The sequence below is a fragment of the Nostoc sp. genome, from assembly GCF_036917235.1.
GTDB lineage: Bacteria > Cyanobacteriota > Cyanobacteriia > Cyanobacteriales > Nostocaceae > Nostoc.
Genome location: NZ_JBALDU010000104.1, coordinates 73,077 through 95,310, shown reverse-complemented (window position 1 = coordinate 95,310; position 22,234 = coordinate 73,077). Strand labels below are relative to the sequence as shown.

Annotated in this window: 7 protein-coding genes and 1 pseudogene; all 8 read left to right on the top strand. The window is 40.2% G+C overall.

The genetic code is table 11. The features are described from left to right. Positions 1 to 20 precede the first annotated feature (20 nt). On the top strand, positions 21 to 794 hold the full coding sequence (locus V7K44_RS29985) for a class I SAM-dependent methyltransferase (RefSeq protein ID WP_334937238.1): 774 nt from the start codon (positions 21 to 23) through the stop codon (positions 792 to 794). 113 nt (positions 795 to 907) lie between these two features. After that, positions 908 to 4,114 (top strand): non-ribosomal peptide synthetase, encoded by a 3,207-nt coding sequence (locus V7K44_RS29980; protein WP_334937236.1) that lies wholly within the window; start codon positions 908 to 910, stop codon positions 4,112 to 4,114. 47 nt (positions 4,115 to 4,161) lie between these two features. Continuing rightward, positions 4,162 to 6,837, top strand: a pseudogene (locus V7K44_RS29975) (type I polyketide synthase); the annotation flags it as partial. 318 nt (positions 6,838 to 7,155) lie between these two features. After that, complete coding sequence (locus tag V7K44_RS29970) at positions 7,156 to 12,456, top strand: amino acid adenylation domain-containing protein (RefSeq protein WP_334937234.1); 5,301 nt, start codon at positions 7,156 to 7,158, stop codon at positions 12,454 to 12,456. Then, complete coding sequence (locus V7K44_RS29965; RefSeq protein ID WP_334937232.1) at positions 12,453 to 18,269, top strand: SDR family oxidoreductase; 5,817 nt, start codon at positions 12,453 to 12,455, stop codon at positions 18,267 to 18,269. The genes V7K44_RS29970 and V7K44_RS29965 overlap by 4 nt, the downstream gene beginning before the upstream one ends. A 120-nt stretch (positions 18,270 to 18,389) precedes the next feature. Further along, positions 18,390 to 19,610, top strand: a complete 1,221-nt coding sequence (locus V7K44_RS29960; protein WP_334937230.1) for an aspartyl/asparaginyl beta-hydroxylase domain-containing protein — start codon at positions 18,390 to 18,392, stop codon at positions 19,608 to 19,610. A gap of 15 nt (positions 19,611 to 19,625) precedes the next feature. Then, entirely contained in the window at positions 19,626 to 21,170 is a 1,545-nt protein-coding gene (locus V7K44_RS29955; RefSeq protein WP_334937228.1) for a condensation domain-containing protein, read from the top strand. A gap of 22 nt (positions 21,171 to 21,192) precedes the next feature. Next, entirely contained in the window at positions 21,193 to 22,221 is a 1,029-nt protein-coding gene (locus V7K44_RS29950; protein ID WP_334937226.1) for a TauD/TfdA family dioxygenase, read from the top strand. The last annotated feature ends 13 nt before the right edge of the window (positions 22,222 to 22,234 follow it).

The following is a 22,234-nucleotide window of genomic DNA, read 5'->3' as shown; positions in this document are numbered from 1 at the left end:
TGTAACAGGAGGATAAACGGTTGATCTCTTCAAAACAACGCAATACTAATCATGATGCGATCGCTTCTATCTATGACTTGAAAAGTCAACTAGAACGCCACGATATTGTATTGGAGTTTATAGACAAGTTAATCCTCCAAAATATTCCCGAAGGAGCGCATATTTTTGATCTTGGTTGCGGTACAGGACAAGTTGCCCAACGGCTTCTAAAAAGAGGTTATCAAGTAACTGGACTTGATAGTTCTGAAAGAATGCTGAATGTTGCTCGTGAAAATGCACCAGATGCTAAATTTATTCTAGATGATGCCCGCTTTTTTAAATTAACACCAACTTTTCACGCAGCTATTTCAACAGATGTTGTTCTCAACTATATCCTCAGCATTAATGAACTAAAAAATGCATTACAAAATGTGTATGATGCCTTATTAGACAACGGGATTTTTGCCTTTGAATTATATATTGAAGAATTATGTGAGTTAGAGTGGCAAAATAATGAGTCTGGTGGCGGTGTTAAAGATGATAATGTCTGGGTAGATATTTGGAGTTATGACACAGAAAATAAAATTGGTCGAAAGGACACTACCATATTTGAATTAGTAAATGGGCTATGGCAACGTTCAGACAGGAGTTTTTTCTTAAAAGCTTATTCAGTAGCAGATGTTAAATTGGTATTAAAACAAGTAGGATTTACAGAAATTAGGATGTTTGAATTAAAACAGGATTTGGGAGTAGATAAAGCGTTTGAAAGTGCCTGTTTTATTTGCCGAAAGCCACTAACTTGTACTAGTTCGTAGTTCGTAATTAAGAGATTCAGATTTAATCGAGATTTTTGTATTTTAGAAAATTGGCATTAATCAGCGTGGGTTAGTGAAATTGTGTGTTCTTGCTCAAGAGTAATAATAAATATATGTCAAATCAAATAACTCAAGGGTTTCAGCTTTCCACTCAACAAAAGCGTATTTGGTTATTACAGCAGTCTAGTTCAGCTTATTTAGCTCAATGTGCTTTTCTTCTAGAAGGCAATCTTAAACCAGAGATATTAAAAGCTGCTTTAGAGCAAGTTGCTATTCGACATGGAATTTTGGGTACAACTTTTCATTGCTTACCTGGGATGAAAATTCCTGTAATGGTTTTAGGAAATAGCAGTATTTTATCGTGGCGTAAGATTGATTTCAGTCACTGTGAACCGAAAGAACTTTCAAGCAAAATTGCATATTTTTCTCAGGAAGCACGTAGTTTTAATTTCGAGTTTGAGCAAGGGCCAGTTTTACATATATCTCTACTGAAACTTGATGTGCAAAAGCACAGTTTAATCATCAGTTTACCTTCACTTTGTGCCGATACCCGGACGCTCAAGAATCTGGTAACTGAAATCAGCAATTCATATTCTGCTTGCTTACAAGGTGAGAGACTATCAGAAGAAGTTGTCCAATATCTGCAATTCTCAGAATGGCAGAATCAATTACTCACAGATGAAGATGCAGAAACAGCTAAAAAATACTGGCATGAACAACAGCTTTCTACACTCGCTTCATTGAAGTTACCTTTTGAAAGTCAGCCATTACAACCATCAAAATTTGAGGTAAACTGCTGTCGATTAGATATTACTCCTGATGTGACAGCCAAGATTACTAACTTAGCTCAAAAGTATGATACTTCCACAGATGTTGTCTTACTAGCTTGCTGGCAAACTCTGATTTGGCGACTTACAAGACAGCCAGATATCGTTATTGGTATGGCTAGCGATCGCAGAGACTATGAAGAACTATACAACTTATTAGGACTTGTTGCTACTTGGTTGCCAATTAACAGCCATTTGACACCAGATTTACGCTTTAGAGAAATTTTAGAACTAGCTAATCAAATCATAGAAGCGGGTGCAGAATGGCAAGATTATTTTGTGTCAGAACCGATAGAAAATCACGAGCAACTAGCTTTTCCCATCGGATTCGAGTTTGAGCAACTACCAGAAAAACTCTTTGCTGGCGACGTGTCATTTTCTCTTGAGCAATATTACAGTTGTATTGAACAATTTAAAGTAAAACTTACTTGTGCTCAAAGCAAGCATTCTTTAACGACAGAATTCTACTACGATATTAATTATTTTTCAGCCGATACTATTGAACGTCTAGCCAGAGAATTTCAAACTTTATTAACAAGTGTAACAGCTAATCCCGAAGAGAAAATCAGCCAATTAGAAATTCTCAGCTTTAGCGATCGCCAACAATTACTAGTAGAATTTAATCAAACACATCTTGACAATCTACAAGATAAATGTATCCACCAACTATTTGAAGCACAAGTACAAAAAACACCTGATAAAATTGCCATTGTCTTTGAAGATCAACAACTAACTTATGCACAGTTAAACCGCAAAGCCAATCAACTTGCTAACTATTTGCAGCAGCGAGGAGTCAAGCCGGAAGTTTTAGTAGGACTTTGCACAGAGCGATCGCTCTTGATGATTATTGGACTTTTGGGCATTCTGAAAGCTGGTGGAGCCTATCTACCGATAGATCCAACCTTACCCAAAGAAGGTTTTGCTAGCCGATTGCAGGATATCGAAATACCACTGATATTAACACAACAGCGATTAGTCGATAACCTGCCAACAGATGTAGCTGAGATAGTCTGCTTAGATACAGATTGGGATCTCATTGCCGATCGCAAAGATGATAATCCCGCCAGTGCAGTGACAGCCCAGAATTTAGTTTATGTCTTGTTCACCTCTGGCTCTACTGGTAAACCGAAGGGAGTTGCGATCGAACATCGGCAATTGCTGAATTACCTTCACGGAATTACACAGAGATTAGACTTATCAACAACAACTAACTTCGCCACTGTTTCCACCTTAGCTGCCGACTTGGGTAACACTGGAATCTTCGCTGCTCTTTGCACTGGCGGATGTCTGCATATATTATCCATCGAGTGTGCTACAGACTCAGCAGCCTTGGCAAAATACTGTCGCACCTATCCGATCGACTGTCTCAAAATTGTTCCCTCCCACCTTGCGACTCTTCTCACCTCTGCACCATCCGATTCCATCTTGCCGCGCCAGCAGCTAATTCTGGGTGGCGAGGCTGCAAGCTGGCAACTTATTGAACAGATTCGGCAGCAAGCACCATCTAGCTTAATCTTAAATCACTACGGCCCTACAGAAGCCACCGTGGGGGTTACTACCTTTGCAGTTGAAAATCAGCAAATTAGTACGCAGACAGTACCCCTTGGTCGTCCACTTGCCAATACGCAGATTTATTTACTGGATGAGCTGCTGCAACCAGTACCCATTGGTGTAGCAGGTGAACTGTACATTGGTGGTGCGGGTTTAGCCAGAGGTTATCTCAATCAGTCTGGTATAACGGCAGAAAAGTTTATTCCTAATCCTTTCGTAGAGACGGGTTCGCGTTTATACAAAAGTGGTGATATGGCTCGTTACTTACCTGACGGCAATATTGAATTCATTGGGCGAGTTGATCGTCAGGTAAAAATTAGGGGCTTCCGCATTGAACTTGGAGAAATTGAAACCATACTGTGTCAACATCTGCAAGTGCAACAGGCTGTAGTTTCTGTTCGGGAAGATAATGGCAACAAATCTTTAGTAGCTTACATTGTTTCTAAGCAACAACAAATACTTAATGTTAGCGAACTACAAAGATTTTTGAGACAGCAATTACCGGAATACATGATGCCCTCAACTTTCATCATGTTAAAGGCTTTGCCACTGACACCCAATGGTAAAGTTAACTATAGTGCGCTCTCAGAGTCAAATGGCGATCGCCTAGAATTGGCAGCAACTTATGAACCACCACAAAATGAGGTAGAGCAAGCGATCGCTAATATCTGGCAACAGATGCTTAATGTTGAGAAAGTGGGCATTTATGATAATTTCTTTGATATCGGTGGTCATTCATTACTGCTTGTTCAAATTCACGCTAAACTACGAGAAATTTTCCCTACCAATATATCTGTAATTAATTTATTTGAACATCCAACCATCAATTCTTTAGCAAAATATTTAACGCAAAAGCAGACCGAAATACCTTCGTTTGAGGAAAGCACTCAACGCGCCCAGAGCCGCACTGCTTCCAGGCAATCTAGAGCGCACTCCAGGTAACATTGACTAAATTAGGATTGCTAAAACCTACTAATAACAATTTACACATGACATATAATGACCTTAAAGAAAATCAAATAAGCGATTTAGACATAGCTATTGTCGGTATGTCAGGGCGGTTTCCTAAAGCCAGGAATTTGGCTAAATTTTGGCAAAATTTAAAAGAGGGTTTGGAAGCAATTTCATTTTTTTCAGACCAAGAGCTAGAATCAATTGGTCTAGACAAAACTACACTAAATAATCCAAATTATGTCAAAGCAAAAGCTATATTGGAAGATATAGAATTATTTGATGCTGCATTCTTTGATTACTCTCCTAAAACAGCAGAAATAATAGATCCACAGCACCGCCTATTTTTGGAAACAGCTTGGGAAGCTTTAGAAAGTGCTGGCTATGATTCTAAAACTTATCAAGGTCGAATTGCTGTTTATGGTAGTGCCAGTATTAGTAGTTACTTTTTATTCAATCTTTTTTCCAATCCTGAATTAATAAAATTAGTTGGTCTTGACCAAATTAGACATAATAATCGTACAGATAATCTGACTACACGAGTTGCTTATAAATTAGACTTAAAAGGTTCAGCTATCACTATCCAAACTGGATGTTCTAGCTCATTAGTTGCTGTTCATTTAGCCTGCCAAAGCTTAATAGATCGTGAATCCGATCTGGTCTTAGCAGGTGGAGTTTCTATAACTAACTTACAAAAGACTGGCTATGCTTATCAAGAGGGGGGAATTTTGTCTCCCGATGGACACTGCCGCGCCTTTGATGCCAAAGCGCAAGGAACAGTTGGCGGTGATGGTGTAGGTATAGTCATTTTAAAACGATTAGCAGATGCGATCGCCGATCGAGATTATATTCATGCTGTGATTAAAGGTTCAGCAATTAATAATGATGGTTCAGCCAAAGTTGGCTATACAGCTCCGAGTATCGATGGTCAAGCCAAGGTGATTGCAGAGGCTCTCGCCATCAGCAGAATCGAACCCGATATGGTCAGTTATGTAGAGGCTCATGGCACTGGCACAGTTTTAGGAGATCCGATTGAAATTGCCGCGTTAACTAAATCTTTTCGCGCCAGAACTCAGAAAAAGAATTTCTGCGCCATTGGTTCAGTAAAAACGAATATCGGACACTTAGATACTGCATCTGGTGTTGCAGGTTTAATCAAAACTGTCCTCGCGCTCAAACACAAGGAAATACCACCAAGTCTGCATTTTCAAGAACCATCACCTCAGATTGATTTTGCTAACAGTCCCTTTTACGTTAACGACAAACTTTCAGAATGGAAGTCAAACGGACATCCTAGACGTGCAGGAGTCAGTTCCTTTGGTATTGGCGGCACTAATGCTCATGTGATTCTAGAAGAAGCCCCGGTAGTGGAGCAGGGGGGCAGAAGGGCAGAGGGGCAGGGGAGGAAATATCATCTGTTGGTTGTTTCTGCGAAAACGGAATCAGCATTAGAGGCAGCGACGGCAAATCTGGCTAATCACCTCAAACAGCATCCCGATTTAAATTTAGCTGATGTTGCTTACACTCTGGGGGTAGGTCGTCGAGCTTTTGACTATCGTCGGATGGTAGTTTGTCAAGACCTTGATGATGCAATCAAAGTTTTAGAGACAAAAGATACGCAACGAGTTTTCACGCACTATCAAGAACCAGGTGATTCAGAAGTTGTGTTTATGCTTCCCGGTCAGGGATCTCAGTATGTAGACATGGGTAGAGAGTTATACCAAACTGAGCCAATTTTCCGTGAACAGGTTGATTATTGTTGTGAACAACTTAAACCTATTTTAGGGTTAGACTTACGCACTATTCTTTATCCCAGCCAAGAACAGACCCAATGGGCGACACAGCAGCTAACGCAAACTCATATTACCCAGCCGGCGTTGTTCGCGATTGAATATGCTTTAGCACAATTGTGGTTATCTAGGGGAGTATGCCCTAGTGCAATGATTGGTCACAGTATAGGAGAATATGTTGCCGCTTGTTTAGCTGGGGTATTTTCTTTAGCAGATGCATTGATGCTAGTTGCTACTCGTGGACAACTGATGCAGCAACTACCTTCAGGAGCAATGCTGGCTGTAGCACTACCTGAGAAAAAAGTTACGCAGATGCTAGGTGATAAACTTTCCTTAGCAGCCATCAACGCACCAGAGCGCTGTGTAGTTTCTGGCCCAACCGCAGAGATTGAATATTTACAAAACCGCTTAACCGAGCAAGGGATTGACTCTCGTTTTCTGCATACTTCCCATGCCTTTCATTCGCAAATGATGGACTCTATTATTGAGCCATTTACCAAGTTATTTGCAAAAATCAATCTTAATCACCCAAAAATTCCTTTTTTATCTAACGTAACTGGCACTTGGATTACTCCAGAGGAAGCAACAGATAACAATTATTGGGCTAAACATTTGCGGTCATCAGTGCGCTTTGCTGATGGTATTACTGAACTATGTAAACAGCCAAATCGGATTTTTTTAGAAGTTGGATCTGGTCGCACTTTAAGTACTTTAACTAAACAACAAGCTCAAGGACATTTGGCACTTTGCTCCATACGTCATCCTCATGACCAACAATCCGATGTTGCATTCTTACTAAATACTCTGGGACATTTGTGGCTGTGTGGAATACAAGTGGATTGGTCAGGGTTTTATGTCAATCAAAAATGTCATCGACTTCCTTTACCGACTTACCCTTTTGAACGACAAAAATACTGGGTTGAGTCTTCTATAAGTAATGAGTTAAATCAATTGCATGGAAAAGACACTCAGAATAATCAAAAGTTAGATAATGAACAAATTAGTAGTCCTAAAAATCATTTAGGAGAGAAATCACAACATTTACTTGTTGAATCTCAGCAAAACAATATTCTCCATTTGAGTAACAAAAATCAAAAACGCGATAATCCTGCCAAAAAAATAATAGATCGTCAAATTTCTATTATGTTTCAGCAGTTAGAATTATTAGAAAAAGATATGTAGTTTCATACAAGAGTAACTGAACTTTTTAGTTCGTAGTAATGTCAAATAATATAAAATATTATGAATGAAGATTCTCAATATAAAAAAATAATATCAACACTCAAACACATCGTTAGTGAGTCATTAGGAGTGAAATCATCTGGAATAGATATTCATACTCCTTTTCTGGCGATGGGTGTAGACTCTCTAATTTTGTTGCAAATTAACCGTGCTATTCAACAAGAGTTAGCTATTGATATTCCTTTTCGCTTATTGCTTGAAGATTTATCAACAATTCATGCATTAGGAACTCATATAGCTCAAGAGCTACCTCCACAAAATCTGATTGTAGAGCCTTCTTTTCAGGAATATACATTTAGCCCAATACTACAAACACATACTGAAAAGACTTTTGATACCCAACACTTAGAACAAGAAGATGAAAAATCTGTAACAGGTACAGTACTAGAACAAGTAATAGAACAGCAGCTTGAGTTGATGTCCAAACAGCTAGACATTTTACAAAAAGCAGGTTCATCGAAGAAGATATTACCTGTACAAAAAGTAATCCCATCTACCCCTATTCAACATGAGGTAGGACAAGTTGCTCAATCTTTAATTAATAACTCTGATTTTTCAGAAAGTTCATCATCGATTCAAACTGAGTCTAATCAACAACTCATCACCCAAACAATTGAGCCTCTTCAGTTAGAATCAAAGACTCTATTAACTCCCCGTCAACAAAAACATTTAGATGCTTTAATTACACGTTTTGTCAAACTTACTCCCGAATCTAAACGACTTACTCAAGCTTATCGTTCCTACCATGCCAATAGCAGAGCGATAACAGGCTTCCTGCCCTCCATTAAAGAGATGTTATATCCTATTCACGGACAGCGTGGAGAGGGAGCCAAACTCTGGGATGTTGATGGCCAAGAGTATGTAGACATTTCGATGGGGTTTGGTGCGCTTTTATTTGGTCATTCACCATCTTTTGTCATTGAAGCTATTCAAGAACAAATAAAGCAAGGTATATTGCACGGGCCACAATCGCGTCTCGCCGGTCAGGTTGCAGAGTTAATTTGTGAGTTGACAGGCGCGGAACGAGCAGCTTTTTGTAACGATGGCACAGAAGCGGTGATGGCAGCAATCCGCCTAGCACGAGCTACTACAAGACGCTCTAAGATTGCTTTATTTGCTGGTTCTTATCACGGTACTTATGATGGGGTTTTGGTAAGAGGAATAACAACCAGCGAAGGAACGCGGCGTTCTATCCCCAGAGCTATAGGTATTCCATCATACATTGCTGATGATGTTATCGTACTTGACTATGGGCAACCTGAATCCCTCGAAATTCTGAAAACTCATGCTTACGAACTGGCAGCAGTTCTGGTGGAACCGATACAAAGCAGTCGCCCAGATTTGCAACCGAAAGAGTTTCTGCTCCAACTCAGACAATTAACTCAAGCAACAGGAACTGTATTAATTTTTGACGAAGTGATTACCGGTTTTCGGATGCATCCAGGTGGGATTCAGGGATTGTGGAATATTCAAGCAGATTTGACTACATACGGTAAAGCCGTTGCTGCTGGGATGCCAATTGGAGTTATAGCTGGCAAGGCAGCTTTGATGGATACCCTTGACGGTGGGATGTGGAACTATGGAGATGGCTCTTATCCTCAAGCGGAAACCACAGTATTTGCAGGTACTTTCTTCAAACATCCTTTGGTAATGGCGGCGGCTTGGGCTGCACTCAATCATATTAAAAATAGTGGCCCGAAATTACAGCAGGAGTTATCTGAAAAAACAACGAAATTAGCCCAAACTCTTAATAGTTACTTTGAACAAAGACAAGTTCCAATTCAAGTAGTCCATTTTGGTTCGCTGTTTCGTTTCATAGCCTCATCTCCCCTTAAGTTTGGTCAGTTGTTTTTCTACCATCTCTTAGAAAAAGGTGTTTATGTCTGGGAAGGACGCACATTTTATCTGTCTACGGCGCATACTGATGCAGATATTGAACACGTAATTGGGGCAGTCAAGGAAAGCGTAGTAGAAATGCAAGAAGGGGAATTATTACCACCTGCCCCGATTTCAACAACGCTCAAAATTTCCCTGACAGCAGCACAAAAAGAACTGTGGTTTTTAGCACAGATGGGAGATGAAGTTTCCCGCGCCTATAACGAATCTAGAACTATCCATCTGCGAGGGACTGGCAATTTATTGGCAGTACGTAAGGCTGTTCAGGAAATTATCAATCGTCACGAAGCGCTGCGAACTACTTTTAGCCCAGAGGGGGATAATCAACTGATTCATCCCACTTTGACTATAGACATTCCTGTGAGCGACTTTTCAACTTTAGATAAAAGTCAACGAGAAACACAGTTATCAGAATTATTAGCACGAGAAGCTCAACAAATTTTTCATTTAGAAAAAGGGCCATTGCTGAACTGTCATATCGTCAAGTTGCAGGAAGATCATCATCTTGTAATTCTGACAAATCATCACATTGTTGCTGATGGCTGGTCAATTAGTATTTTGTTGCGAGAACTAGCAGCAATTTATTCAGCAGAATGCCAAGGTATTGCTAGCCAACTTCCCCAACCCATGAAATGGAGTGAGTATGCTCTGTGGCAAGTACAAATACAGCAGAGTCCAGAAATGGCAAAAGCTGAAGCTTATTGGCTGAGTCAATTTGCCAGTTCAGTGCCTGTATTGGAATTACCAACTGACCGTCCTCGACCACCAATATTTTCGTACACTGGAGCGCGAGAAAATCTCATCCTCGATTCCACTTTGTATAATTCTTTGAAAAGCTTAAGTGTACAACGTGGTTATACTTTATTTACAATTCTTTTAACAGCATTTATCACCTTATTGCAACGATTGACGAATCAACAAGATATCGTTGTTGGTATTGCTTCGGCTGGACAATCTGCGATCGCAGGTGAATATCTTGTTGGCCACTGTGTTAATCTATTGCCTATACGCAGCCAAGTTATTGGCAACCCAGGATTTGCAGAGTATTTAAGTTCAGTTCAGCAGGTATTGTTAGATGCTTACGAGTATCAAATTTATCCTTTTATTAAACTAATTGAAAATTTAAAGTTACCACGAGATCCTAGCCGCACCCCTCTTTTTACCACAGGGTTTAATCTGGACAAAGCTCCATTGGAGTCCAAGTCTTTAAAACAAGAGTTTGAAATAGCTAAAAATTCTACCAGTGCTACTAAGCTGGATATTAATTTAAATATTCTTCAGGCAGACAGTGAACTAGTAATAGAACTGGAATATAATACAGACTTATTTGATACCCAAACAATTCAGCGTTGGCTCGGACATTACGTAACCTTGCTAGAAGGTGTTGTTGCCAACCCAGAGCAACTCCTAAAAGAATTGCCTATATTGACACAAACTCAACAGCATCAGTTGTTGGTGGAATGGAACAATACTCAAACTGACTATCCTGGAGAGTATTGTATCCATGAGTTATTTGAGGCTCAAGTAGAGCGATCGCCTGATGCAATTGCCGTAACCTTTGAAGACCAACACCTCACCTATCGAGAGCTAAACCACCGTGCAAATCAATTGGCGCATTATTTGCGATCGCTTGGGGTTAAACCAGAGGTATTGGTGGGGATTTGTGTGGAGCGATCGCTTGAAATGTTGATGGGAATTTTAGGCATTTTGAAGGCTGGTGGCGCTTATGTGCCACTAGATCCAGCATATCCCAAAGAACGTCTGGCTTTTATGCTGGAGGATGCTCAAATATCAGTCTTACTTACCCAGCAGCGACTAGTCGCAGGACTCCCGAAACACGAAGCTAAAGTTGTATGCCTAGATGCAGATTGGGAGATTATTGCCCAACAAAGTCAGGAAAATCTTTCAACCCAGTTCACATTTAAGAATTTAGCTTATCTGATTTATACATCGGGGTCTACAGGAAAACCAAAGGGGGTAATGATCCAGCATAACTCTTTGGTGAACTATATTAAAACTGCTTGTTTAGAGTATGAATTAAAGTCAAGCGATCGCATCTTACAATTTGCATCCATTAGTTTTGATACTGCTGCCGAAGAGATATTTCCCTGCTTAGTACAAGGTGCTACACTCGTGCTGCGTACTGATTCAATGTTAAGTTCAATACCATCTTTTCTCCAAAGATGCCAAGCTCTAAATCTAACTGTATTAGATTTACCGACAGCTTTCTGGCATCAACTCACTGCTGAATTGGCTGAAGAAAGTTTACAGCTACCTGAGCAACTGCGTTTAGTGATTATTGGCGGAGAAAAGGCTCTTTCGCAGCGGTTAGCGATCTGGCAAAAGCATGTGGGACAAAGAGTGCAACTAATTAATTCTTACGGGCCTACAGAAGCAACCATCGTGGCCACGACGAGCAATCTATCGAAGTTGACGGAAGTAGACGCTGCATTCCGAGAGGTGCCGATTGGGCGTGGAATTCATAATGTTCAGATTTACGTGCTAGATTCTTACCTGCAACCTAACCCCATAGGAGTACCAAGCGAACTTTATATTGGTGGTGTTGGCGTTGCTAGGGGATACCTTAACTTACCTGAATTGACAGCTCTTAAGTTTATTCCTAACCCTTTCAGTAAAGAATCCGGGACACGTTTATATAAAACTGGGGACTTAGCCCGCTATCTACCAAATGGGGATATCGAAATACTAGGACGTATCGACGACCAAGTTAAGATTCGGGGCTTCCGCATCGAATTAGGTGAGATTGAGGCAAGATTAAACCAACACGCGAAAGTCCGCGAAGCCGTGGTGGTGATTTGGGACGACGAACTTACTGACAAGCGCTTAGTAGCTTATGTAAGTCCTCAACCTAAGCAAGAACTTACAGTTACTGAACTGCGTAGCTTTTTGAAAGATAAGTTACCAGAATATATGATACCTTCTGCCTTCGTATTACTCGAAACTCTGCCGCTCACACCCAACGGCAAGTTAGATAAGCGATCGCTACCTGCACCAGAAATCCGCCCAGAGCTAGAAGCTGCTTATGTGATGCCACAAACTGAGATAGAACAAACTATCGCTACAATTTGGCAAAAATCTCTCAATATCGAGAAAATAGGCATTCACGACAACTTCTTTGAACTCGGTGGTCATTCATTACTTCTAGTTAAAGTTAATAGCCAATTACGCGAAATATTCACAATCGATTTATCAATGCTCGATATGTTCAGATATCCCACTATTAGCTCTCTTGCAGAGTTCTTTAGTCCAACTAAAAATCAAACATCATCTTTAAGTGAAACTAATATTTCAATAGAAAAAATTGCAAGTGGTAAATCTCAACAAAGAAAACGGTTACAAAAAATGAAGTCGGTAATGAATAATCAAGGAGTTAAGGAAGAATGAATATCCCCATAGCATCTGTTGAGTATAATGGTTCAGAAATAGCAATTATTGGCATAGCCGGGCGGTTCCCTGGAGCCAAAAATGTTGATGAGTTTTGGCAAAATCTCCAAAGTGGTACAGAGTCAATTTCAGTTTTTACTGATGAAGAACTGTTAGCTTATGGGCTAGATGCAGCCATACTCAATAATCCGAAGTTTGTCAAAGCACGAGCTGTATTAGAAGATGTAGAACTTTTTGATGCTGCATTTTTTGGTTTTAATCCCAGAGAAGCTGAAATTACCGATCCACAACATCGTCTCTTTTTAGAATGTGCATATACTGCCCTTGAAGATGCTGGCTATGACTCAGAAAATTATCAAGGTTCTATTGGAGTTTACGCCGGAGCTAGCTTAAGTAGATACTTACTGAATATTATTTTAAACGAAGATATTATTGGATCTATAGATAATCACCAACTAGCGATCGCAGGTGACAAAGATTACTTAACTACCCGCGTTTCTTACAAACTGAATCTAGAGGGGCCGAGTTTCACTGTTCAAACCGCCTGCTCTACTTCATTAGTTGCTGTACATTTAGCCACTCAAAGCTTACTAAATGGGGAATGCGATATAGCTTTGGCTGGTGGTGTTTCAATCTCTGCATCAAGAAAAGCTGGCTATCTATATAAAGAAGGGGGAATTGGTTCGCCTGACGGACACTGCCGCGCTTTTGATGCTCAAGCACAGGGAACTGTTGGTGGCGAAGGTGTCGGCATCGTAGTTTTGAAGAGATTAGAGGATGCTCTAGCAGATGGAGATACTATTCATGCCCTCATCAAAGGTTCTGCTATTAATAACGATGGATCTCTCAAAGTTAGCTATACAGCACCACGGATAGACGGTCAAGCCAAGGTGATTAGAACCGCTCAAGTTCTTGCCGACGTTGAACCTGAGACGATTAGCTATATTGAAGCTCATGGGACAGGAACAACACTAGGAGACCCTATTGAAATCGCGGCGTTAACGCAAGCTTTTCGAGCCAGCACTGAGAAAAAAGGCTTCTGCGCCATTGGCTCAGTCAAAACTAACATTGGACATTTAGACGCTGCTGCTGGGGTAACAGGTCTAATCAAAACCGTCCTGGCCCTAAAGCATCAACAAATACCACCTAGTTTGCACTTTCAAGAACCATCACCGCAGATTGATTTTGCCAACAGTCCTTTTTATGTAAACACCAAACTTGCCGAATGGACAACAAACGGCATTCCTCGCCGTGCCGGAGTTAGTTCGTTTGGAATTGGTGGGACTAATGCCCATGTAATTTTGGAAGAAGCCCCTGTGGAGGAGCAGAGGGGCAGGGAAGCAGAGGGGCAGGGGAGAAAATATCATCTGTTGGTTCTTTCTGCAAAAACGGAATCGGCGCTAGAAACAGCTACGAAAAATCTTGCTAATCATCTCAAACAGCATCCCCATCTCAACTTAGGCGATGTGGCTCATACTCTTGGTGTAGGTCGTCGAGCTTTCGAGCATCGCCGGATGGTGGTATGTCAAGACATGAATGATGCAGTGAAGGTGCTTTCTTCTTTAGATTCACAACGAGTTTTCACCCAATACCAGCAGCCTGTTAATCGTCCTGTAGTGTTTATGTTTTCTGGGCAAGGAACGCAGTATGTGAATATGGGTAGAGAACTCTACGAAAGTGAGCCAACTTTTACACTTACAGTCGATCGCTGCTGTGAACTGCTAAAACCCCATCTAGGTCTTAATTTACGCCATATACTGTTTCCAAATGAGGCAGCACAGGTAACAGAGCAACTCCAGCAGACATCTATTGCCCAGCCAGCATTATTTGTCATCGAGTACGCCCTAGCTCAATTGTGGATGGCATGGGGTGTACACCCAGAGGCGATGATTGGCCACAGTATCGGAGAGTATGTCGCTGCGACTTTAGCTGGAGTCTTCTCGCTGGAAGATGCCCTAATGCTAGTCGCAATTCGAGGACGACTGATGCAGCAACTTCCTAGTGGGGAAATGCTCTCTATCCAACTTCCCGAATCAGAGATACAACCATTACTAAATAGGGAACTGTCTTTAGCTGCAAGCAATGGGCCTTCTTACTGCGTGGTTTCTGGTACAACTGAAGCGATCGCACAATTACAACAACAGCTAGAATCCAAAGGTGTAGGCTGTCGTAGGCTGCATACTTCTCATGCCTTTCATTCTCAAATGATGGAGCCAATTCTCCAGCCATTTACAGAACAGTTACAAAAACTCCAACTTCATCCGGCCACAATTCCGTTTGTATCTAACGTTAGTGGCACTTGGATTACTGTAGCTGAAGCAACAGACCCAAAATATTGGGTAAAGCATCTACGGCAGACAGTGCGCTTTAGCGAAGGGATGACTGAGTTACTTAAAATACAGGAGCGCATCTTTTTAGAGGTTGGGCCGGGAAGAACTTTAAGTACCTTTACCAAGCAACATCACAAAGATCAACAGGTTATACTAACCTCAATTCGCCATCCACAAGAACAACAATCGGATGTAGCATTTTTACTCAACTCTTTGGCGCGGCTCTGGCTTTTTGGTGTCAAAGTAGACTGGTCTAGTTTTTATGCTAACGAACAACGCCATCATATTCCCTTACCAACCTATCCATTTGAGCGCCAACGTTACTGGATTGAAGCACAAAAACAGCCAAGACAAACGGCAGTTGATTTAGGTAAATCTCTCGTAGAGGCTTGTAGGATAAAGGCTCATGCTAGCGTCACCACATTGGACGAGCAAACTTATTTACTGAATAAACAGTGTTTGGATCGTTTGTGTGCTGCCTATATAAACCTTGCTCTCCAGCGTTTAGGTGCTTTTAGCAAAAATAATGAACGGTATTCCCTTGAGGAGTTGTGTGAGCAATTTAAAATTATTCCTCGCTATCGGCAATTGTTGTGTCGCTTTTTAGATGTTCTTGTAGAGCAAAGTCATCTACAACAAGAAAAGGATTTATTTACCAACTTTGTTCCCAGTTCCATAGACTCTATTAATACTCTGATAGAAGAAGTTAAACTCAGATATGTAGATACACCCCACGAGCTAAATATAGTCCGAGAATGTGGCGAGCATCTACTAGATGTATTGATTGGTGAAAAAGAACCGTTAGAGTTGTACTTTGCGGTAAAAGACAACAAACTAAAAATTTCAAATCGAGAATTACCTCTGAATACCCATTTAAAAGGGATTGTGCGAACAGGCATGGAACAGTTGGTAAAGTTATTACCACCTGATGTAAACCTGAGAATTCTGGAAATTGGTGGTGGAGGGGGTATTGCTACAACAGAATTGCTGCCTATCTTGCCATCTGAACGCACTAACTACACTTTTACAGATGTAGGTGGTTTGTTTTTGAATCAAGCCAAACAGAAGTTTAGTGCTTATCCCTTTGTTGAATATCGTTTTCTAGATATTGAAAAACCGCCAACTGCACAAGGGTTTAACAACCATAGTTTCGATGTGGTGGTAGCTGTGAATGTGTTGCACGTAACCCGGAATATAACAAAAACACTGGAGCATGTGCGATCGCTATTAGCTCCTGGAGGATTTCTGCTATTGTGGGAAATAACTCAACCACAATTAGACTTCGATCTCACCGATGGTCTGCTGATGAATCCATTAGAGGATAAAGAACGCAGCCGTGGTAATCCATTTTTATCACAGGAGCAATGGCAAGAAGCATTACACTCTCAAGGGTTTGTTGAGGTAGCAGCTGTCTCAGAAACTGAAGCTTTCGGCGAACAGATTTTGGTAGCTCAAGCTGCTGCATCCTTAACTGACTTAGCACCTACAGCATTTACCGTTACAAAGCAACACCAAGACTTATTAAGTAAAAAATCAGATATTGCTGACTGGTTTTACATTCCTTCTTGGAAACGTACTATGCCACCGCAGCTTTTTCAACCTGGACTTGAGGTAAAACTAGGATGCTGGTTAGTGTTTGTGGATGAGTGCGGCTTGGGTGAAAAGTTGGTAAAACGGCTATTACTTGAGAATCAAGATGTTATTATCATCAGGGTTGGAGAGCAATTTCAGCAAAATAGCGAATATCCTCAACGCACATATACGATTAATCCTGAAAAAGTGGATGATTACAACACCTTGCTCAAAGAACTTCGGAGCCTGGGTAAGATTCCAAAAAGGATTGTTCATCTGTGGAGTGTGACACCAAACAGTTACACCAACTCAACAATTGAAGCTTTAGGCTGGTCGAGCCTATTGTTTTTGGCACAGGCGATGTCTGACGACAAGGCGCTGCGCGTCTACGCAGAACATAATCAGACAGATGCTGTAGAAATTAGCATCGTCTCCAACAATTTGCAGGAAGTAACAGGTTCAGAAATACTGTGTCCAGAAAAGGCACTGGTTCTCGGAACTTGCAAAGTAATGCCGCTAGAGTATCCAAATATAACCTGTCGCAGTATTGATGTTGTAGTTCCTATAGAAAGTGGTCAAGAAGAACTCATCCAAACGCTAATAGCGGAACTTATGACTTCTATCTCTGACCGAATTATTGCTTACCGTGGGCGGAATCGCTGGGTACAAGATTTTGAATCTGTGCAACTACATGAAACCGTTACCGAAAATCTCCGCCTCAGAAAACAGGGAGTATATCTCATCACTGGTGGATTAGGAGGTGTTGGTCTGGTGCTGGCAGAATATTTAGCACAGACTGTGCAAGCAAAACTAATATTACTAGGGCGTTCAGCTTTTCCTGACCAAGACAAGTGGTCTGAATGGTTATTGACTCATGATAAGGAAGATCCTATCAGCCAGAAGATCCAAAAATTGCAAGCGATGAAGGCATTAGGTGCAGAGGTAATGATAGCCAGCGCCGATGTTACCAACCTTGACCAGATGTTAGCGGTGTTTAACAAAAGTAATCAGCAATTTGGTGAGATTCATGGAGTAATTCATGCAGCCGCAGTTTACGGCGGAGGGATGATGCAACTCACAACAAAAGAAACTGTAGCTAATGCTTTAGCACCAAAAGTGCAAGGAACACGAGTACTTGAAACTCTATTTCAAGAAAGCAAGCTGGATTTCTTTGTACTCTGTTCATCACTAAGTTCATTTATTGGCACATCTGGAATGGCAGATTATACAGCTGCAAATGCCTTCCTTGACTCCTTTGCTAATTACAGTATCTCCAAATATGGGACATGGAAATTCATTAAGTCTATTAACTGGGATAGATGGAATAGTGTAGGAATGGCAATTGCTGTTGAAGCAAGGCATCAAGAAATCACAGGAGAAAAATTGACAGCAGGAATGGTCTCTTTTGAAGGCATAGAGGCGTTTAGACGTATTCTGTGTAGTAGCACAGTTTCTCAAGTAATTGTATCAACACAAGATTTTCCCAACCTGATTAAGCCAAAGGAATCAGCTAAATCCTTGGAGGAAAAACTAGTCCAACTAAATCAATTCAAATCAACCCACCCGCGCCCGACTTTAGGGAATGCTTATATTCCTCCTAGTAATGAAATCGAGCGAACCCTTGCTGAGGTTTGGCAAAAACTTCTGGGTATTGAAAAAGTGGGTATTCACGATAACTTCTTTGAGTTAGGAGGAGACTCTTTATTTGCTACTCAATTAGTTTCTGAACTGTGCAAAATTTTCCAAATAGAACTTTCTTACAAAGGCTTCTTTAATGGGCCAACTATAGGTGAGTTGGCTGAAGTTATTGTCCAACAATTATCTGAGCAGACAAATTTAGAGGAATTGGCTCAAGCTTTAGCAGATATTGAACAACTATCACAGGATGAAGTGCAAGCATTAATTTCTTAATAAGTATAAGTAATTAACTTGATTTAAAATAGTAGTACGATCATTTAAATCAAGTTAATTGCACCAAAATTAAGCTTTTAAAGATGCCATACAAATCCAACATATCAAGGAAAAATAGTCATGCTAAATTTGTACAATCTCAATGGTAAAAAACACTTATCTGCATTATTGATATGCCAATTAAGTGTTTTTTTAACAGGGTTATTCTTTCTTTTGTTATTTGTATTTGATTTGGATGGTAGAGTTGAGATTTTTGATGTAATTATTAGCATACCTTTATTATTTCTCTATCTAATCTTAACTTTGTGGATAGGATTATTCTGGAAAGCTTTATCACAAATAACATTTAGTCATAGCTCTTCAACCAGAATAATTTTTCAACGATGGTTTATTATGCCAATAACTGTGTTCTGTCTGAGTGGCGCTTATGCAACTCATACTCTGCTACTACTTTATCAAGGCAATAACCATTTCATAGTTGCTTTTATTCCCTTATTTTTAGCTGGGATTGTCGGAGTAACTGTAACATCAATTTTTCTAGTAAAACTTTTATGGCATATCAAAGATGAAGAAAAATTTTACATTAAGAGTCAAAATAAATTGACCGAACTGAAGGAACAGTTCGGAACAACTTCTATCAAGCGAATAGAGCTTTCAATAGACATGGCTTATGGTAGATTATCTGCTAATCCAACTCCCGATCAACAAGGCTTTCAAGTAGCAGGATTAACGTCAAAAGCTTGGTATGATATGAGTGATTTGCCTAGTATTAAACTGCTAGAGAATAGATATCAAATAATTAATCAAGAAACTCTGGAAATTATAAAAAATAAAACCCTACTAAAACCATTTAATTACTTGGGTGTCAATGAAGGGGCATGGGATACGATCGAGATAATAGAGGCGGGTAAAAAAGTAGATGAAGTTACTATATATATACCAGAGATAGTAAAATTATTAGACAATATTTCAAAATATTTAAGAATAACAAATGCAGCATTATCAGTTTTAAAACCTAGCAAAATAATTAAACCTCATCGCGATCCAAATAATTTTCAGATTACCTGCCATCTCGGTATTACCATCCCTGAAAAATGTGGTATTAGCGTTGCTGGTGAGTCTCGTACTTGGGAAGAAGGAAAGTGTCTATTTTTTGATTCTTCATATGAACATACAGCATGGAATTATAGCGATACTCCAAGAGTAGTTCTACTGTTAATTTTCTACAAGCCTGAACTGACTGATATTGAAATGGATTTTTTAGATATGTTTTTATTCGGAAATTTTCCTAACAGAATGATCGGCTCGCCAGAAGACCATCTTGTATCTCATCAAAGGTAAAAGTAGGGAATTAAAATGAGTGACCTTTCGCAACGGATCGCTGGTCTTTCCCCAGAAAAACTTCAGCTTCTTGCACAACGTCTTCACAAGAAAAAAGACAACGTCTTTTCACAACCACAAATAGTTCGTAAAAGTCGAGAATCTAACTTATTTCCCCTATCTTTTGCCCAGCAAAGGTTATGGTTTATCGAGCAGTTACAGCCTGGGAACAGTGCTTACAACATCTCTCAACCCATGCGTCTTGTGGGATGCTTAAATGTAGCGGCGCTGGAGCAAAGCTTTAACGAAGTTGTGAGACGGCATGAAGTTTTAAGAACTACATTCACAGTAGTTGACGGGCAACCTCTGCAAGTTATTGCTCCAAGTTTGAGCTTCAAACTACCAGTGGTAAATTTACAAAAGCTTTCTCAAGAGCAAAGGGAAACTGATATTTTGCGACTGGCAAGTGAAGAAGCGCGACAGCCTTTCGACCTAACCAAAGGGCCTTTGTTGCGAGTTACTCTACTACAATTAGCCGCAGCAGAATATGCATTATTGTTGACCATGCATCACATTGTCGCTGATGGCTGGGCTATAGGTGTGCTGATTCACGAAATTGCAACTTTGTACGAAGCTTTTTCTCATGGCAAACCCTCACCCTTTTCGGAACTCTCAATTCAGTATGCAGACTTTGCTGTTTGGCAACGACAGTGGTTACAGGGAGAGCGACTAGAAACTCAACTTGCTTACTGGCAAAAGCAATTAGGCGGTAAACTTCCTGTTCTGGAACTGCCTAGTAATCACCCCCGATCGCCTATCCAGACTTTCTCAGGAGCTAGGGAGGCTCTGGTTCTACCCAAAACTTTATCTGAGAAGCTAAAGGCTCTGAATCAGCGCCAAGGTATCACACTGTTTATGATTCTGTTGGCGGCTTTTCAGACTTTGCTGCACTGGTACACCGATCAAGAAGATATCGTTGTTGGTACTGATATTGCCAACCGCAATCAAGCTGAGACTAAAGAGTTAATCGGGTTTTTTGTTAACCAATTAGTGTTGCGTACAGATTTATCAGGAAATCCTACTTTTGTAGAGTTGTTAGAACGAGTCCGCGAAATGACTTTAGAAGCTTATGCTCACCAGGATTTACCCTTCGACAAACTGGTTGATGTTCTGAATCCAAAACGAGAGTTGAACCGCACACCGTTATTTCAAGTCAAAATTGTTTTGGAAAATACTCAAACTCCTTCTTTACAACTTCCAGGCTTAAGTATCAAATCTTTGAAGGTTGAAAACAAAACAGTGCAGTTTGACTTGTTGTTGGAGTTAAACGAAACGGAGCAGGGATTATTTGGTGTATGGGAATATAACACTGATCTATTTGATCGGGGCAGCATTGTTAGATTATCAAATAATTTTGCAATACTTCTAAATAAGATTGCGACACACCCAGAAACAAAATTAAGTGAATTAAAGATAATTCTCAATGAACTAGATAAGAAACATAACTTTGCTAGAGAAGAAGCTTATCAAAATACTATCCAACAAAAGTTAACCAACGTTAAACGTAGAATGAGTAGATAATCAAAAAAAGATAATAAAAATCATGACAAAAATTGAATCTCTAGGTTCTGTGAGACGGAAAGCTGTTAATATATCCACAGAAAAGTTAATTAAAACTGAATTTCTAAAGTCAGATACTAACTTCTCGTTGGTGATTAAGCCTAGTGTGAAGGGAGTCAATCTACAAGATTGGGCTAAGAATAATCGTGAATATTTGAAAAGTGAATTATTAAAATATGCAGCGATTCTTTTTCGTGATTTCAAAGTTAATTCAATAGAAGAATTTGAGCAAATTATCGCAGCGATTTGTGGAGAAGCATTAGAATATCGCTATCGGGCATCTCCACGAACTCAAGTGGGTGGGAGAATTTATACTTCAACTGACTACCCTGCTGACCAAAGTATTTTTCCTCACAATGAACATGCTTACTCGCCTACGTTTCCGTTGAAAATCTTCTTTTTTTGTGTGAGTCCAGCGGCGGAGGGAGGAGAAACTCCAATTGGTAGTTGTCGAAAAGTTTTTGAGCGCATTGATCCCAAAATACGCGATCGCTTCATTGAAAAGCAAGTTATGTATATGCGTAACTTTGGCGATGGATTTGGTCTTCCTTGGCAAACTGTATTTCAAGCTACAGACAAAACTAAGGTAGAAGAGTATTGCCAAACCAATGGAATTGAGGTTGAATGGAAAGCAGGCGATCGCTTAAGAACTAGACAAGTTGGGCCAGCTGTTCTCAAGCATCCTCAAACAGGTGAAATGGTCTGGTTTAATCACGCAACTTTTTTTCACGTTTCTACATTGGAACCAACAATACGTGAATCGTTATTGAAAAGTTTGCCAGAAGAAGATTTACCAACTAACACATATTACGGTGATGGTTCTGCAATTGAGCCATCAGTCTTAGCTGAACTGCGAGCTGCTTATCAAGAAGAAATGGTCACTTTTTCTTGGCAAAAAGGAGATGTATTGATGTTGGATAATATGTTATCAATACATGCTCGTCAGCCATTTGTTCCTCCCAGAAAAATTTTAGTCGGAATGGCTGAACCTTATACACCACAAAGTATTTAACTAACACTGAGGT

Bases quoted from the DNA above. Each gene is read 5' to 3' on its own strand.
- V7K44_RS29970 (WP_334937234.1), top strand. From the start codon at position 7,156: ATGAATGAAGATTCTCAATATAAAAAAATAATATCAACACTCAAACAC.
- V7K44_RS29960 (WP_334937230.1), top strand. From the start codon at position 18,390: ATGCTAAATTTGTACAATCTCAATGGTAAAAAACACTTATCTGCATTA.
- V7K44_RS29980 (WP_334937236.1), top strand. From the start codon at position 908: ATGTCAAATCAAATAACTCAAGGGTTTCAGCTTTCCACTCAACAAAAG.
- V7K44_RS29955 (WP_334937228.1), top strand. From the start codon at position 19,626: ATGAGTGACCTTTCGCAACGGATCGCTGGTCTTTCCCCAGAAAAACTT.
- V7K44_RS29965 (WP_334937232.1), top strand. From the start codon at position 12,453: ATGAATATCCCCATAGCATCTGTTGAGTATAATGGTTCAGAAATAGCA.
- V7K44_RS29950 (WP_334937226.1), top strand. From the start codon at position 21,193: ATGACAAAAATTGAATCTCTAGGTTCTGTGAGACGGAAAGCTGTTAAT.